Raw genomic sequence first — 16,987 nt, forward strand, 5'->3', positions numbered from 1 at the left:
TATCCTGATGCAAAAACGCAGGTAGTTTACCGTATAAGCAGGGCGTTGGGGGATTAGTTTGTATAGCGCAGAAACGCAAAAAGGCCATCCTTACGGATGGCCTTTTCACTTATTTGATGCCTGGCAGTTCCCTACTCTCACATGGGGAGACCCCACACTACCATCGGCGCTACGGCGTTTCACTTCTGAGTTCGGCATGGGGTCAGGTGGGACCACCGCGCTAAAGCCGCCAGGCAAATTCTGTTATCTGTATCAGGCTGAAAATCGTCTCTCACCGCCAAAACACCTTCGGCGTTGTAAGGTTAAGCCTCACGGTTCATTAGTATCGGTTAGCTCAACGCATCGCTGCGCTTACACACCCGACCTATCAACGTCGTCGTCTTCAACGTTCCTTCAGGAGACTTATAGTCTCAGGGAGAACTCATCTCGGGGCAAGTTTCGTGCTTAGATGCTTTCAGCACTTATCTCTTCCGCATTTAGCTACCGGGCAGTGCCATTGGCATGACAACCCGAACACCAGTGATGCGTCCACTCCGGTCCTCTCGTACTAGGAGCAGCCCCCCTCAATTCTCCAGCGCCCACGGCAGATAGGGACCGAACTGTCTCACGACGTTCTAAACCCAGCTCGCGTACCACTTTAAATGGCGAACAGCCATACCCTTGGGACCTACTTCAGCCCCAGGATGTGATGAGCCGACATCGAGGTGCCAAACACCGCCGTCGATATGAACTCTTGGGCGGTATCAGCCTGTTATCCCCGGAGTACCTTTTATCCGTTGAGCGATGGCCCTTCCATTCAGAACCACCGGATCACTATGACCTGCTTTCGCACCTGCTCGAGCCGTCACTCTCGCAGTCAAGCTAGCTTATGCCATTGCACTAACCTCCTGATGTCCGACCAGGATTAGCTAACCTTCGTGCTCCTCCGTTACTCTTTGGGAGGAGACCGCCCCAGTCAAACTACCCACCAGACACTGTCCGCAACCCGGATCACGGGTCTACGTTAGAACACCAGCCATTAAAGGGTGGTATTTCAAGGTTGGCTCCACGCAGACTGGCGTCCACGCTTCAAAGCCTCCCACCTATCCTACACATCAAGGACCAGTGTTCAGTGTCAAGCTATAGTAAAGGTTCACGGGGTCTTTCCGTCTTGCCGCGGGTACACTGCATCTTCACAGCGAGTTCAATTTCACTGAGTCTCGGGTGGAGACAGCCTGGCCATCATTACGCCATTCGTGCAGGTCGGAACTTACCCGACAAGGAATTTCGCTACCTTAGGACCGTTATAGTTACGGCCGCCGTTTACCGGGGCTTCGATCAAGAGCTTCGCGTTACCGCTAACCCCATCAATTAACCTTCCGGCACCGGGCAGGCGTCACACCGTATACGTCCACTTTCGTGTTTGCACAGTGCTGTGTTTTTAATAAACAGTTGCAGCCAGCTGGTATCTTCGACTGATTTCAGCTCCACCCGCAGGGGCTTCACCTACATATCAGCGTGCCTTCTCCCGAAGTTACGGCACCATTTTGCCTAGTTCCTTCACCCGAGTTCTCTCAAGCGCCTTGGTATTCTCTACCTGACCACCTGTGTCGGTTTGGGGTACGATTTGATGTTACCTGATGCTTAGAGGCTTTTCCTGGAAGCAGGGCATTTGTTACTTCAGCACCGTAGTGCCTCGTCATCACACCTCAGCGTTAAAAGGTACCGGATTTACCTGGAACCTCCGCCTACATGCTTAAACCGGGACAACCGTCGCCCGGCTAACATAGCCTTCTCCGTCCCCCCTTCGCAGTAACACCAAGTACAGGAATATTAACCTGTTTCCCATCGACTACGCCTTTCGGCCTCGCCTTAGGGGTCGACTCACCCTGCCCCGATTAACGTTGGACAGGAACCCTTGGTCTTCCGGCGAGCGGGCTTTTCACCCGCTTTATCGTTACTTATGTCAGCATTCGCACTTCTGATACCTCCAGCAACCCTCACAGGCCACCTTCAACGGCTTACAGAACGCTCCCCTACCCAACAACACATAGTGTCGCTGCCGCAGCTTCGGTGCATGGTTTAGCCCCGTTACATCTTCCGCGCAGGCCGACTCGACCAGTGAGCTATTACGCTTTCTTTAAATGATGGCTGCTTCTAAGCCAACATCCTGGCTGTCTGTGCCTTCCCACATCGTTTCCCACTTAACCATGACTTTGGGACCTTAGCTGGCGGTCTGGGTTGTTTCCCTCTTCACGACGGACGTTAGCACCCGCCGTGTGTCTCCCGTGATAACATTCTTCGGTATTCGTAGTTTGCATCGGGTTGGTAAGCCGGGATGGCCCCCTAGCCGAAACAGTGCTCTACCCCCGAAGATGAGTTCACGAGGCGCTACCTAAATAGCTTTCGGGGAGAACCAGCTATCTCCCGGTTTGATTGGCCTTTCACCCCCAGCCACAGGTCATCCGCTAATTTTTCAACATTAGTCGGTTCGGTCCTCCAGTTAGTGTTACCCAACCTTCAACCTGCCCATGGCTAGATCACCGGGTTTCGGGTCTATACCCTGCAACTTAACGCCCAGTTAAGACTCGGTTTCCCTTCGGCTCCCCTATACGGTTAACCTTGCTACAGAATATAAGTCGCTGACCCATTATACAAAAGGTACGCAGTCACCCCATAAAGAGGCTCCCACTGCTTGTACGTACACGGTTTCAGGTTCTTTTTCACTCCCCTCGCCGGGGTTCTTTTCGCCTTTCCCTCACGGTACTGGTTCACTATCGGTCAGTCAGGAGTATTTAGCCTTGGAGGATGGTCCCCCCATATTCAGACAGGATACCACGTGTCCCGCCCTACTCTTCGAGTTCACAACCTGTGCATTTTCGTGTACGGGACTATCACCCTGTACCGTCGGACTTTCCAGACCGTTCCACTAACACACAAGCTGATTCAGACTCCGGGCTGCTCCCCGTTCGCTCGCCGCTACTGGGGGAATCTCGGTTGATTTCTTTTCCTCGGGGTACTTAGATGTTTCAGTTCCCCCGGTTCGCCTCGTTAACCTATGTATTCAGTTAACGATAGTGTGACGAATCACACTGGGTTTCCCCATTCGGACATCGCCGGGTCAAAGGTTCATATCACCTCGCCGGCGCTTTTCGCAGATTAGCACGTCCTTCATCGCCTCTGACTGCCAGGGCATCCACCGTGTACGCTTAGTCGCTTAACCTCACAACCCGAAGATGTTTCTTTCGATTCACCATCGGTTTGCGAAAATTTGAGAGACTCGAACACACATAACATGTGTGTCGTTTCAATTTTCAGCTTGATCCAGATTTTTAAAGAGCAAAACTTCGCAGTGCACCTTTTCAGGTTCACTCTGAAGTTTTCTTGTGTTCGCAGTAAAAGATGGTGGAGCTATGCGGGATCGAACCGCAGACCTCCTGCGTGCAAAGCAGGCGCTCTCCCAGCTGAGCTATAGCCCCATCGTTTGTAATCTCTGTACCGCTCATCCTTTAAAAGGAGTTTGGTAGGCCTGAGTGGACTTGAACCACCGACCTCACCCTTATCAGGGGTGCGCTCTAACCACCTGAGCTACAAGCCTGCAGAGATTTTTACTGCTGTTTTTTCATCAGACAATCTGTGTGAGCACTGCAAAGGCAGGTTCTTTAAGGTAAGGAGGTGATCCAACCGCAGGTTCCCCTACGGTTACCTTGTTACGACTTCACCCCAGTCATGAATCACAAAGTGGTAAGCGCCCTCCCGAAGGTTAAGCTACCTACTTCTTTTGCAACCCACTCCCATGGTGTGACGGGCGGTGTGTACAAGGCCCGGGAACGTATTCACCGTAGCATTCTGATCTACGATTACTAGCGATTCCGACTTCATGGAGTCGAGTTGCAGACTCCAATCCGGACTACGACGCACTTTATGAGGTCCGCTTGCTCTCGCGAGGTCGCTTCTCTTTGTATGCGCCATTGTAGCACGTGTGTAGCCCTACTCGTAAGGGCCATGATGACTTGACGTCATCCCCACCTTCCTCCAGTTTATCACTGGCAGTCTCCTTTGAGTTCCCGGCCGGACCGCTGGCAACAAAGGATAAGGGTTGCGCTCGTTGCGGGACTTAACCCAACATTTCACAACACGAGCTGACGACAGCCATGCAGCACCTGTCTCAGAGTTCCCGAAGGCACCAATCCATCTCTGGAAAGTTCTCTGGATGTCAAGAGTAGGTAAGGTTCTTCGCGTTGCATCGAATTAAACCACATGCTCCACCGCTTGTGCGGGCCCCCGTCAATTCATTTGAGTTTTAACCTTGCGGCCGTACTCCCCAGGCGGTCGACTTAACGCGTTAGCTCCGGAAGCCACGCCTCAAGGGCACAACCTCCAAGTCGACATCGTTTACGGCGTGGACTACCAGGGTATCTAATCCTGTTTGCTCCCCACGCTTTCGCACCTGAGCGTCAGTCTTTGTCCAGGGGGCCGCCTTCGCCACCGGTATTCCTCCAGATCTCTACGCATTTCACCGCTACACCTGGAATTCTACCCCCCTCTACAAGACTCTAGCCTGCCAGTTTCGAATGCAGTTCCCAGGTTGAGCCCGGGGATTTCACATCCGACTTGACAGACCGCCTGCGTGCGCTTTACGCCCAGTAATTCCGATTAACGCTTGCACCCTCCGTATTACCGCGGCTGCTGGCACGGAGTTAGCCGGTGCTTCTTCTGCGGGTAACGTCAATTGCTGCGGTTATTAACCACAACACCTTCCTCCCCGCTGAAAGTACTTTACAACCCGAAGGCCTTCTTCATACACGCGGCATGGCTGCATCAGGCTTGCGCCCATTGTGCAATATTCCCCACTGCTGCCTCCCGTAGGAGTCTGGACCGTGTCTCAGTTCCAGTGTGGCTGGTCATCCTCTCAGACCAGCTAGGGATCGTCGCCTAGGTGAGCCGTTACCCCACCTACTAGCTAATCCCATCTGGGCACATCTGATGGCAAGAGGCCCGAAGGTCCCCCTCTTTGGTCTTGCGACGTTATGCGGTATTAGCTACCGTTTCCAGTAGTTATCCCCCTCCATCAGGCAGTTTCCCAGACATTACTCACCCGTCCGCCACTCGTCACCCGAGAGCAAGCTCTCTGTGCTACCGTTCGACTTGCATGTGTTAGGCCTGCCGCCAGCGTTCAATCTGAGCCATGATCAAACTCTTCAATTTAAGTTTGATGCTCGTGAATTAAACTTCGTAATGAATTACGTATGTTCACTCAGAGACTTGGTATTCATTTATTGTCCGAAGACATTAAGAATCCATGTCACTTTGAGTGCCCACACAGATTGTCTGATAAATTGTTAAAGAGCAGTGCCGCTTCGTTTTCGCTGCGGCGCGGGGTGTGCATATTACGCCTTCCCGCTTCAGAGTCAAGCGTTTATTTTGCTTTTCTCTGCTGACCCGGCGGCGTGTGTGCCGTTGTTCCGTGTCAGTGGAGGCGCATTATAGGGAGTTATTTCACAGTGACAAGCACAAAATACAAAAAACTTTTTGTTCGCTCACTTTTCAAACTTAACGCTTATTTAAGTCGCGCATCGTTCGTTAAATGTGCGATTTCCCGCGCAAAACTGGCCACCTGCGACCAGTCGGTATAAACCACTTCTTTACGGGTATCGGTTTCACCACCAGTCATTTTCATAATCAGGCGGATCATGAAACGGTCATACCAACGGTATCGAGGGTAACGCAGCGCACCAGCAAAAACCGCGCACAGGTCTGGCTGCCACGGTGAGTTGAGTAAAAACTTGCGCGTATAGCTGTTGGTCTGCGGCGTACGCTTCTCGGCTTTACGCGCAACCAGATTGACCGAGTAAAACGCGCCGGGCAGTGTGTTGAGCACCGCTGTGTGCTTTTTCACGAAGCGATCCAGCGCTGGATGGAAATGCCCGTAACGAATAGAGGCGCCAATCACCACGCGATCGTACTCCTGCCAGGTAATCTGCTCCGCGCGATTCAGGTTCACCACATCCGAGTAAATACCCAGTTCTTTTAATTCCGACGCCAGATACGCGGCAATCTCACGCGTTTGCCCGTCTCGCGTAGAGAAAAGAATCAGTGTTTTCATCAACGGCTCCTTATTCGCGCCAGAATGTTGGGGTGAAGAGCACCAGCAGCGTAAAGACCTCAAGACGACCAAACAGCATATTAGCAATGAGGATCCATTTCGCGACCGGGTTCATGCTGGCAAAGTTATCCGCCACGACCCCCAGGCCTGGCCCGAGGTTATTCAATGTTGCGACGACGGACGCAAAGGCGGAGAAATCATCCACCCCCGTCGCGATGATCGCCAGCATACTGACGATAAAGACCAGCGCATACGCCGAGAAAAAGCCCCATACGGCTTCGAGAATACGTTCCGGCAGCGCGCGGTTCCCCAGTTTAATGCTGTAGACCGCGTTCGGGTGGACCAGTCGTTTCAGCTCACGGTTGCCCTGCTTGAACAGCAGCAGAATACGAATCACCTTCAGGCCACCGCCCGTCGACCCGGCGCAGCCGCCAATAAACGCAGAGCACAGCAGGAGTACCGGAAGGAACAGCGGCCAGCGCGCAATACTGTCCGTGGTAAATCCGGCCGTCGTCGCCATGGATACCACCTGGAAGAACGCCTGGTTTAGGGTCGTCAGCGCGGAGTTGTAAACATCATGGAACCACAGCACCAGGGTACAGATGACGACCAGCGTAAGCTGGACACCAATAAACATGCGGAACTCAGGGTCGCGCCAGTACACCTTCAGGCTTCGCCCGCTCAGTAAAGAGAAGTGCAGGCCATAGTTACAGCCAGAAATCAGCAGGAAAATCGCAATGATGGTGTTGATCGTTGGGCTATCGAAGTAGCCTACGCTGGCATCGTGGGTGGAGAACCCGCCGATAGCGATTGTCGCAAAGCTGTGTCCGATGGCATCAAAAGCAGGCATCCCGGCAAACCAGAGCGCCAGCGCACAGGCCACCGTCAGCAGGACATAAATCAGCCACAGGGTTTTCGCCGTCTCGGCAATACGCGGGCGCATCTTGTTATCTTTCAGCGGCCCGGGCATTTCAGCCCTGTACAACTGCATCCCACCGACGCCCAGAATGGGCAGAATAGCTACCGCCAGAACGATGATCCCCATACCGCCGAACCACTGCAGCATCTGGCGATAAAAGAGGATGGCGTGGGGTAATGAATCCAGACCCACCAGCGTCGTCGCCCCGGTGGTCGTTAACCCCGAGAACGATTCAAAAAAGGCATCCGTGATGCTGAGGTTAGGTTGCTCGGAGAAGATAAAGGGCAGCGAACCCACGCTCCCCAGCACCGTCCAGAACAGCACCACGATCAGAAAGCCTTCGCGGGATTTCAGCTCACCTTTCTGACGACGATTCGGCCACCACAGCAGCGAGCCAATCGCCAGTGCGACAAAAAAGGTCTGGGTAAATGCCCGCCCCGCGCCGTCCCGGTAGATAAGCGCCACCAGTCCTGGGAGAATCATCGTCCCGGAAAAAAGTATGACCAGCAGTCCAACGATTCGGGTTATGGCACGAAAATGCATCTCTGCCGCTTCCTTTGGTATCCAAAAAAGTAGGTGGGGATTATTCTTCAATCGGCAGTAATTGCAACGAACCGCGACTAAAATCTGCCAGTTTTGCTGAAAAAGCAGCCAGCTCCGCCTGAGGAAGCGCCACGCGTAATTGAACCATCGCCTGAAAGTCACTGTGCGCGATAACGCCATTAAACTGTTTCAGCAACGCTTCGATGCCGGATAATTGGGCGTAATCGCACAATAGAGTATATTCGGTGAGCGGCGTTTTGCGGGTGGTCGTCAATATATTCAGTGCCTGCTGAACGCCACCGCCATAGGCTTTCACCAGCCCGCCCGTGCCTAACAAGATGCCGCCGTAGTAACGCACCACCACGGCGGTAATTTCACCCACGCCGCTGCCCATCAGCTGCGAGAGCATGGGTTTACCGGCGGTTCCCGCGGGTTCACCGTCATCGGAAAAGCCAAGCTGTTGCGAATCGTCCGGGGGCCCTGCCACCCACGCCACACAGTGGTGACGTGCGTCAGGATGCTCAGCCCGGACAGACTCGACAAATGCCTTTGCCGCTTCAACGCCGTCGGTGTGTGCCAGCAGCGTAATAAAGCGGCTTTTCTTGATTTCCTCAACAAAGGTGACCGGTTCAGCCGGTATCAGCCAGCTTTCCATCAGGCCAGCTTCAGGTCTCGCGTCATATTCTCGATACCGTTCTCGTGAATCACCACGTTATCTTCGATACGAATACCGCCAAACGGTTTCAGTGCGTCAATTTTTTCCCAGTTGAAGTGTTTGCTGAACTGACCTTCACGCCATGGCGCCAGCAGGGATTCAATAAAGTAGATCCCCGGTTCAATCGTCAACACCATACGCGGCTCAAGAATACGGGTGCAGCGCAGGTAAGGATATTTAGACGGTGCCGCAAGATGCGTACCGGTATCATCCTGCATAAAGCCAGCGACGTCGTGAACCTGCAGGCCCAGCGGGTGACCAATACCGTGCGGCATGAATGGCCCGGTGAGATCGTTCTCGACCATTGCCTCTTCACTCATGTCTTTCACAATCTGATGCTTACGCAGCAGCTTCGCGATGCGCTGATGGAACTGAACGTGATAATCCACGTAGCTGGTACCGGCTTTCATGGTACCAATAAGCGCCAGTTGCTCATCGTTCACGTCTTTAATCAGCTGCGCGAAATCGGTGTCAGCATTAGCCGCCCAGGTACGGGTCAGGTCAGCCGCATAACCGTTGTACTCAGCACCGGCATCAAGCAGGAAGCTGCGCATTTCCGACGGAACCTGATGGTCCAGTTTGGTGTAGTGAAGAACAGAAGCATGCTCATTCAGCGCGACAATATTGCTGTATGGCACGTCGGTATCACGGTGGCCGGTCGCGGTCAGGTACGCCTGGTTGATATCGAATTCGCTCATGCCGGACTGGAACGCCTCGTGTGCGGCACGATGGCCATTCACCGCCGTTTTTTGCGCTTCACGCATGCAGTAAAGTTCGTAATCGGTTTTGTACGCGCGGTAGTAATGCAGGAAGTCCAGCACCCCTTTCGGGTTGAGTTTGTCCGCGGGGATATCCAGACCCAATGCACGCTCCGGAACCGGGCCAATATAGGCGATATTACCGCGCGCAGCAGGCAGCTGGCTGCCAATGCCGTCCGCTTTTGGCAGCGCAATCACGTCAATTTCTTCCGTCCAGAAAGAGGTCGGCAGCGGTTCCACGTTGTGCCAGTAATCGACCGGCAGGTAGAACCACAGTTTCGGCTTGTTCACGCCATCCACCAGCAACCAGCAGTTAGGCACCTGAGTAACAGGCACCCAGGCTTTAAACTGCGGGTTAACCTTGAACGGATAGGCATGGTCATCAAGAAATGTGTTTATCAGCTCGCCGGAATGGATAAGCAGAGCATCCAGTTTGAAGCGGGCCAGTACATCGCGGGTACGTTCCTGTAGAGTAACGATATGATTTTTATAAAGCGAAGCCAGTGAGTCCATCATTCTTCCTTTCGTTTTTTTGACCTCAAGTCATCGCATCTTAGCACACCTCGCTCCGGCTGCGTGATTTCCACCGACCGTGATCAATGCAGCAATTTCTTAATGAGTAATTTGCATTTTATTAACATAAATCCCACACTCCGTTTCATCTGGTATGACCAGATCCAATTGCTGGATTCAGGAGACTGACATGCTCTACAAAGGCGACACCCTGTACCTCAACTGGCTGGAAGATGGCATTGCCGAACTGGTGTTCGATGCTCCCGGCTCAGTGAACAAGCTTGATACCGCGACCGTGGCCAGTCTTGGCCAGGCGTTGGAAGTACTTGAAAAGCAAACTGAATTAAAAGGGCTGATGCTGCGCTCAAACAAAGCAGCCTTTATCGTCGGTGCCGATATCACCGAATTCCTTTCCCTGTTCCAGGTGCCTGAAGAACAGTTGAGCCAGTGGCTGCACTTTGCTAACAGCGTCTTTAACCGTCTGGAAGACCTGCCTGTTCCGACTATTTCCGCCGTTAATGGTTACGCATTAGGCGGTGGCTGCGAGTGCGTGCTGGCGACCGACTACCGTCTGGCCACGCCGGATCTGCGTATCGGCCTGCCGGAAACCAAACTGGGGATCATGCCTGGCTTTGGCGGATCCGTCCGTATGCCGCGCATGCTGGGTGCTGACAGCGCGCTGGAGATCATTGCCGCCGGTAAAGATGTCGGCGCGGAACAGGCGCAGAAAATCGGCCTGGTGGACGGCGTGGTTAAGCCAGAAAAACTGGTTGAAGGCGCTCTGGCCATTCTGCATCAGGCGATTAATGGCGATCTCGACTGGAAAGCCAAACGCCAGCCGAAGCTTGAGCCGTTAAAACTCAGTAAGATAGAAGCCACCATGAGCTTCACCATCGCCAAAGGCATGGTGATGCAGACGGCGGGTAAACACTACCCGGCGCCGATTACGGCAGTGAAAACCATTGAAGCGGCCGCCCGTCTGGGCCGTGACGAAGCCCTGAAACTGGAAAATCAGAGCTTCGTCCCGCTGGCGCACACCAACGAAGCCCGCGCGCTGGTTGGTATCTTCCTGAACGATCAGTTCGTGAAAGGCAAAGCTAAACAGCTGACCAAAAACGTTGAGACCCCAAAACACGCGGCGGTACTCGGGGCGGGCATTATGGGTGGCGGCATCGCCTACCAGTCAGCCTGGAAAGGCGTGCCGGTAGTGATGAAAGACATTAACGAGAAATCCCTGACGCTGGGCATGACCGAAGCGGCCAAGCTGCTGAATAAACAGCTGGAGCGCGGCAAAATTGACGGGCTGAAGCTCGCGGGCGTGATCTCCACCATTCAGCCTGTGCTGGAATACAGCGGTTTTGATCGTGTGGACGTGGTCGTTGAGGCGGTCGTAGAGAACCCGAAAGTCAAAAAAGCGGTGCTGGCGGAAACGGAAGACAAAGTTCGTCCGGATACCGTACTGGCCTCAAATACCTCGACTATTCCGATTAGCGAACTGGCGAGCGTACTGAAGCGTCCGGAAAACTTCTGCGGAATGCACTTCTTCAACCCGGTACACCGTATGCCACTGGTCGAAGTGATCCGAGGGGAAAAAACCTCTGACGAAACCATCGCCAAAGTGGTGGCGTGGGCAAGCAAGATGGGCAAAACGCCGATCGTTGTTAACGACTGCCCGGGCTTCTTCGTCAACCGCGTACTGTTCCCTTACTTCGCCGGTTTCAGCCAGCTGCTGCGCGACGGGGCAGACTTCCGCAAAATCGACAAAGTGATGGAAAAACAGTTCGGCTGGCCGATGGGCCCGGCGTATCTGCTGGACGTGGTCGGTATTGATACCGCCCATCACGCCCAGGCGGTGATGGCGGCGGGCTTCCCGCAGCGCATGCAGAAAGATTATCGCGACGCGATTGACGCCCTGTTCGACGCTAACCGCTTCGGTCAGAAAAACGGCCTGGGCTTCTGGCGCTATAAAGAAGACAGCAAAGGCAAACCGAAGAAAGAAGAGGATGCGGCGGTGGATGGCCTGTTGGCCGACGTATGCCAGTCAAAACGTGACTTCACCGACGATGAGATCATCGCCCGCATGATGATCCCGATGATCAACGAAGTGGTGCGTTGTCTGGAAGAAGGCATTATCGCCAGCCCGGCCGAAGCGGATATGGCGCTGGTATACGGCCTGGGCTTCCCTCCGTTCCACGGTGGCGCATTCCGCTGGCTGGACACCATCGGCAGCGCCCGCTATCTCGATATGGCTCAGCAGTATCAGCACCTCGGCCCGCTCTATGAAGTGCCTGAAGGGCTGCGCAACAAAGCGCGCCATAACGAACCCTATTACCCAGCAGTTGAGCCAGCCCGTCCGGTTGGCGAGCTGAAAACGGCTTAAGGAGTCACAATGGAAAAGGTTGTCATTGTTGATGCGATTCGCACCCCGATGGGCCGTTCAAAAGGCGGCGCATTCCGTAACGTGCGCGCGGAAGACCTCTCCGCACACCTGATGCGTAGCCTGCTGGCGCGTAATCCGGCGTTGGACCCCGCCGCGCTCGACGATATCTACTGGGGCTGCGTGCAGCAGACCCTGGAGCAGGGCTTCAATATCGCGCGTAATGCGTCACTGCTGGCGGAGATCCCGCATTCGGTTCCGGCCGTCACCGTTAACCGTCTGTGCGGTTCGTCCATGCAGGCGCTGCACGATGCGGCACGTATGATCATGACCGGCGATGCTCAGGCCTGCCTGGTGGGCGGTGTGGAGCATATGGGGCACGTCCCGATGAGCCACGGCGTCGATTTCCATCCGGGGATGAGCCGTAACGTAGCAAAAGCTGCGGGAATGATGGGTCTCACCGCGGAGATGCTCTCCCGCCTGCACGGCATCAGTCGTGAAATGCAGGATGCGTTTGCCGCACGTTCCCATGCCCGCGCCTGGGCTGCCACGCAGTCCGGCGCATTTAAAAACGAGATCATCCCTACCGGCGGTCACGATGCGGACGGTGTTCTGAAGCAGTTCAGCTACGACGAAGTGATCCGCCCGGAAACAACGGTGGAAGCACTTTCTACGTTGCGTCCGGCATTTGATCCGGTCACCGGTACGGTCACGGCAGGTACCTCGTCGGCGCTGTCCGACGGAGCAGCGGCGATGCTGGTGATGAGCGAAAGCCGCGCCCGTGAGCTGGGGTTAACCCCACGCGCTCGGGTACGTTCGATGGCTGTCGTGGGCTGCGATCCTTCAATCATGGGTTACGGCCCGGTTCCGGCCTCGAAGCTGGCGCTGAAAAAAGCGGGACTAACCGCCAGCGACATCGATCTGTTCGAGATGAACGAAGCCTTCGCCGCGCAGATCCTGCCGTGCATTAAAGATCTGGGGCTGATGGAACAGATCGACGAGAAAATTAACCTCAACGGCGGCGCGATCGCCCTCGGCCACCCACTCGGTTGCTCCGGGGCGCGTATCAGCACGACGCTGATTAATCTGATGGAGCGCAAAGATGCCCAGTTCGGACTGGCAACAATGTGCATCGGGTTGGGTCAGGGTATCGCGACGGTGTTTGAGAGAGTGTAAATCAGGAAAAGTATCTCAAAGCCAATGACGTCAGAACAAGGCGGCAAGCGAGCGAACCCCGATGAGCTTACTCAAGTAAGTGATTCGGGTGAACGAGCGCAGCCAACGCAGTTATGGCGTCATTGGCGAAGAGAGAGAGTTTAGTTGCCGTTCTTCCCGCCTGTCAGGGGCGGGTTTTTTATTTAAATGAAGGCAAACGCATCGCCAAACAGGCGATCTTCACGCGCGTCACGTTCGTTACAGAACAGGTCCCGGGCGATTTTCGCCATCTCGAAACGACCTGCGATATAGATATCGTGTCCTGCCAGCGTGCCGTGATCCTGCAATACCGCCGTCAGCACGGTACCGCTACGCCCACGCCAGCCCTCTTCCGGCTGCTCAACCACCGGCTCAATGCGCAGGTTAGGATGGGTTACGCTCAGCGCTTCCAGCTCAGACAGGTCATACAGATGTTTCTCTTCGCGGCCACCCCAGTAAATGGTGATGTCACGGTCCGGGTTACGTGCCAGAGCGGTCAACAGAATAGAGCGCACATAAGAGAATCCCGTACCGCCAGCGATCAGGATCAGCGGACGATCTTCGTCATCGCGCAGCCACGCTTCGCCGTGAGGGATGTCGACCACAATCTCACGTTCTTTCAGGATGCGGTCCATAACGGCCATCGCGTACAGGTTAAGCTCAGACGCACCAATATGCAGCTCAATAAATTCTTTCTCTGCTGGCGTAGAGGCCATAGAGAAAGGACGCTTATCACGCTCATCCATCACTACCATTAAGTACTGACCAGCGCGGAAAGAGAATGCCGCTTCTGGCACTAAACGGACGCGATATACGGTGTCGGTGATGGCATCTACCGAGGTCACTTTACAGCTTAAGGTTGTCATTCGCTCTCTCTGTCGTGAAGTCTATAGGGCTTAACGGCCTGTTTCAGGTTTACCGTTATTCATTATGGCCAGTTCATCCCAGATCGCGTCAATACGCGCGGTCACGGCAGGATCTTTTTTGATCGGGCGACCCCATTCACGGTCGGTTTCGCCAGGCCATTTATTTGTGGCATCCAGTCCCATTTTTGAGCCAAGACCGGAAACCGGCGAGGCAAAGTCCAGGTAATCTATCGGCGTGTTCTCGACTAACACCGTATCGCGCGCCGGGTCCATTCGCGTGGTAATCGCCCAAATGACGTCATTCCAGTCGCGAGCGTTAACGTCATCATCGCAGACAATAACAAATTTGGTATACATAAACTGGCGCAGGAAAGACCAGACGCCCATCATCACGCGTTTCGCATGACCGGGATACTGCTTCTTCATCGTCACTACCGCCAGGCGATACGAGCACCCTTCAGGGGGCAGGTAAAAATCAACGATTTCCGGGAACTGCTTTTGCAGGATCGGCACAAATACTTCATTCAGCGCCACCCCCAGTACTGCGGGTTCATCCGGTGGACGACCGGTGTAGGTAGAGTGATAAATCGCATCTTCACGCTGCGTAATGTGCGTAACGGTAAACACCGGGAAGTTATCCACTTCGTTGTAATAACCGGTGTGGTCGCCGTAAGGGCCTTCCGGTGCCAGTTCGCCCTGCTCAAGGTAACCTTCCAGCACAATTTCCGCACTGGCCGGAACTTCGAGATCGTTCGAAATACACTTCACGACTTCGGTTTTTGTCCCGCGCAGCAGGCCGGCAAACGCATATTCAGAGAGCGTATCCGGCACGGGTGTGACGGCTCCCAGAATAGTGGCCGGGTCAGCGCCTAAGGCGACAGAGACCGGGAAACGTTCACCCGGATGCGCAGCGCACCACTCCTGGAAATCCAGCGCGCCGCCGCGATGCGACAGCCAGCGCATGATGAGCTTATTCTTACCAATCAACTGCTGGCGGTAAATACCCAGATTTTGCCGTTCTTTATGCGGACCGCGCGTGACGGTCAAACCCCAGGTGATCAGCGGCGCAGCATCTTCAGGCCAGCACTGCATAATGGGAATTTTGGTCAAATCAACCGCATCGCCTTCCAGCACTTTTTGCTGGCACGGCGCACCGCGCAGGCGTTTGGTTGGCATGTTCAGCACTTGCTTAAACTGCGGCAGCTTGTCGAACAGATCGCGGAAGCCTTTCGGTGGCTCTGGCTCTTTCAGAAATGCCAGCAGCTTACCCACTTCACGCAACGCGGTAACGTCTTCCTGCCCCATCCCCAATGCGACACGACGCGGTGTACCAAACAGGTTGCACAGCACCGGCATGGAGTAACCTTTCGGATTTTCAAAGAGTAACGCGGGGCCACCGGCACGCAGGGTGCGGTCAGCAATTTCTGTCATTTCCAGATAAGGATCAACAGGAAGTGTAATGCGTTTGAGTTCGCCCTGCTTTTCCAGCAGCGTCAGGAAGTCGCGGAGATCGTGGTATTTCATGCAGTTAGTCATGGCCTCTCTGTAAGCGCTTCATTATACGGCGTAAGCCTGCTTGATGCTGTAATTTTGTTAAATTAGCGTGAACTTATGCGTTCTGTTCCAGGTTCACCCATTATAATCAACTTAGCGATCCCTCCAGGGTTTTGATATGCTTGCGCCCCGAACTAAGGGAAAGAGTGATTATGCAGGCCTGGTATTTACTGTATTGCAAACGCGGGCAACTTCAGCGCGCGCAGGAACATCTTGAACGTCAGTCTGTAAATTGTCTGACACCCGTGATCACGCTTGAAAAAATGCAGCGCGGGAAGCGCACAACCGTCAGTGAGCCGTTATTCCCGAACTACCTGTTCGTGGAGTTCGACCCTGAGGTGATCCACACCACCACCATCAGCGCAACGCGCGGCGTCAGCCACTTCGTTCGTTTTGGCGCCCACCCGGCCACCGTTCCGTCGACGGTCATTCATCAGCTTTCGGTGTATCAACAGCCCGAAGGGATCACCGACCCGGAAACCCCTTACGCGGGTGATAGCGTCGTCATTACGGAAGGTGCATTCGAAGGCCTGCAGGCGATTTTCGCCGAGCCGGACGGTGAAGCACGCTCCATGTTGTTGCTCAACCTGCTGAACAAGCAGGTGTTGCAGAGCGTCAAAAATACCGACTTCCGTAAAGTTTAAAAACTGATCCTGAAGAGATGGCGCACGTTGTCATCCGTCTGCGCAGAAAGCCAGTGCGGATCGTCTCCACGCCATCGCGCCACGCGCTCAACAATGTGCCCCAGGTATGCAGGCTCATTTCGACGCGATGACGGTTTGGGCGTCATATCTCTCGGCAGCAGATAAGGCGCATCGGTCTCAATAAGCAAACGGTCGGCCGGAATCAACGGTAACAGCTCGCGTAGCTCAAGCCCGCGGCGCTCATCACAAACCCAGCCGGTAATGCCGAGAAACAGCCCGCGCGCCAGGCACTCCTGCGCCTCCTGCCTTGAACCGGTGAAGCAGTGCAGCACCGCGCCGGGGAGTTTATCCAGCCAGGGATCCAGAAGCGCGAGAAAACGTTCGTGCGCGTCGCGGCAATGCATAAAGACGGGCATTTCAAGCTCTGCCGCCAGAGCAAGCTGGGCAGTGAATGCCTTTTCCTGTTCGTCAGGCGTGGAGAAGTTGCGGTTAAAATCGAGCCCACACTCGCCAATGGCCACCACCTCAGCGGTTTTCGCCAGCCTGTAAAGGATTTGTGCGCTCTCCTCGGTCCACTGGCTACTGTCATGAGGGTGGATGCCTGCGGTTGACCAGCAGTGTTCATAACGTTGCGCCAGAAGCTGCGCCTGCTCGCTCTCATGAAGGTTAGTTCCGGTCAGCAGGAGTCCTTTAACGCCGGCGTCAAAAGCACGCGCAACAACGTCATCGCGATCTTTTGCAAACTGCGAGCTGGTCAGGTTGAGTCCGATATCAAACATGCGAATCCCCATATAACAACCGCCCTGACGGGCGGCTGGT

Annotated in this window: 10 protein-coding genes, 2 tRNA genes and 3 rRNA genes; 3 read left to right on the forward strand and 12 right to left on the reverse strand. The window is 54.6% G+C overall.

Translation table 11 applies throughout. From position 1 onward, the window contains the following. Nucleotides 1-118 precede the first annotated feature (118 nt). The 9 genes from rrf to pepQ form a co-directional block, all read right to left on the reverse strand. Nucleotides 119-234: ribosomal RNA gene (rrf, locus tag L3068_RS22070) — 5S ribosomal RNA — on the reverse strand. A 64-nt stretch (nucleotides 235-298) separates the two neighbouring features. Then, nucleotides 299-3,202: ribosomal RNA gene (locus L3068_RS22075) — 23S ribosomal RNA — on the reverse strand. Nucleotides 3,203-3,382: 180 nt separating this feature from the next. Continuing rightward, nucleotides 3,383-3,458 (reverse strand) — tRNA-Ala (locus L3068_RS22080). 42 nt (nucleotides 3,459-3,500) lie between these two features. Further along, a tRNA-Ile gene (locus L3068_RS22085) sits at nucleotides 3,501-3,577 on the reverse strand. A gap of 70 nt (nucleotides 3,578-3,647) precedes the next feature. Further along, nucleotides 3,648-5,187: ribosomal RNA gene (locus L3068_RS22090) — 16S ribosomal RNA — on the reverse strand. The 16S, 23S and 5S rRNA genes sit together here with 2 tRNA genes alongside, the layout of an rRNA operon. 352 nt (nucleotides 5,188-5,539) lie before the next feature. Continuing rightward, the gene (gene hemG, locus L3068_RS22095; RefSeq protein ID WP_117582132.1) at nucleotides 5,540-6,085 is read right to left on the reverse strand and encodes a menaquinone-dependent protoporphyrinogen IX dehydrogenase; all 546 of its coding nucleotides are present in this window, start codon (nucleotides 6,083-6,085) and stop codon (nucleotides 5,540-5,542) included. Nucleotides 6,086-6,095: 10 nt separating this feature from the next. Further along, a complete protein-coding gene (gene trkH / locus L3068_RS22100; RefSeq protein WP_013099227.1) occupies nucleotides 6,096-7,547 on the reverse strand; it encodes a Trk system potassium transporter TrkH in 1,452 nt (483 codons plus the stop codon). Between the two features lie 40 nt (nucleotides 7,548-7,587). After that, on the reverse strand, nucleotides 7,588-8,202 hold the full coding sequence (locus L3068_RS22105) for an IMPACT family protein (protein WP_014885611.1): 615 nt from the start codon (nucleotides 8,200-8,202) through the stop codon (nucleotides 7,588-7,590). Beyond that, the gene (gene pepQ, locus L3068_RS22110) at nucleotides 8,202-9,533 is read right to left on the reverse strand and encodes a Xaa-Pro dipeptidase (protein WP_014885612.1); all 1,332 of its coding nucleotides are present in this window, start codon (nucleotides 9,531-9,533) and stop codon (nucleotides 8,202-8,204) included. The genes L3068_RS22105 and pepQ overlap by 1 nt, the downstream gene beginning before the upstream one ends. 190 nt (nucleotides 9,534-9,723) lie before the next feature. On the opposite strand from pepQ, the gene fadB reads away from it, so the two are divergent. Both fadB and fadA read left to right on the forward strand, forming a co-directional pair. Beyond that, nucleotides 9,724-11,913 carry a fatty acid oxidation complex subunit alpha FadB gene (gene fadB, locus L3068_RS22115; RefSeq protein ID WP_117582134.1) on the forward strand — a complete coding sequence of 730 codons (2,190 nt, stop codon included), beginning with the start codon at nucleotides 9,724-9,726 and terminating at the stop codon, nucleotides 11,911-11,913. Nucleotides 11,914-11,922: 9 nt separating this feature from the next. Beyond that, the gene (gene fadA, locus L3068_RS22120) at nucleotides 11,923-13,086 is read left to right on the forward strand and encodes an acetyl-CoA C-acyltransferase FadA (protein ID WP_008501515.1); all 1,164 of its coding nucleotides are present in this window, start codon (nucleotides 11,923-11,925) and stop codon (nucleotides 13,084-13,086) included. 182 nt (nucleotides 13,087-13,268) lie between these two features. On the opposite strand, the gene fre is transcribed toward fadA, so the two are convergent. Both fre and ubiD read right to left on the reverse strand, forming a co-directional pair. Next, nucleotides 13,269-13,970: an NAD(P)H-flavin reductase gene (fre, locus tag L3068_RS22125; protein WP_014885614.1), complete on the reverse strand. Its 702-nt coding sequence runs from the start codon at nucleotides 13,968-13,970 to the stop codon at nucleotides 13,269-13,271. A 30-nt stretch (nucleotides 13,971-14,000) separates the two neighbouring features. Next, on the reverse strand, nucleotides 14,001-15,506 hold the full coding sequence (gene ubiD, locus L3068_RS22130; RefSeq protein ID WP_023331547.1) for a 4-hydroxy-3-polyprenylbenzoate decarboxylase: 1,506 nt from the start codon (nucleotides 15,504-15,506) through the stop codon (nucleotides 14,001-14,003). A 170-nt stretch (nucleotides 15,507-15,676) separates the two neighbouring features. On the opposite strand from ubiD, the gene rfaH reads away from it, so the two are divergent. Continuing rightward, the gene (rfaH, locus tag L3068_RS22135) at nucleotides 15,677-16,168 is read left to right on the forward strand and encodes a transcription/translation regulatory transformer protein RfaH (RefSeq protein ID WP_020882871.1); all 492 of its coding nucleotides are present in this window, start codon (nucleotides 15,677-15,679) and stop codon (nucleotides 16,166-16,168) included. Here the strand turns inward: rfaH and tatD are convergent. Further along, the gene (tatD, locus tag L3068_RS22140) at nucleotides 16,165-16,947 is read right to left on the reverse strand and encodes a 3'-5' ssDNA/RNA exonuclease TatD (RefSeq protein WP_032635121.1); all 783 of its coding nucleotides are present in this window, start codon (nucleotides 16,945-16,947) and stop codon (nucleotides 16,165-16,167) included. The two genes, rfaH and tatD, sit on opposite strands and share 4 nt — an antisense overlap. Nucleotides 16,948-16,987 lie beyond the last annotated feature (40 nt).

The sequence above is a fragment of the Enterobacter cloacae complex sp. ECL414 genome (assembly GCF_021869685.1).
Classification (GTDB): Bacteria; Pseudomonadota; Gammaproteobacteria; order Enterobacterales; family Enterobacteriaceae; genus Enterobacter; species Enterobacter kobei.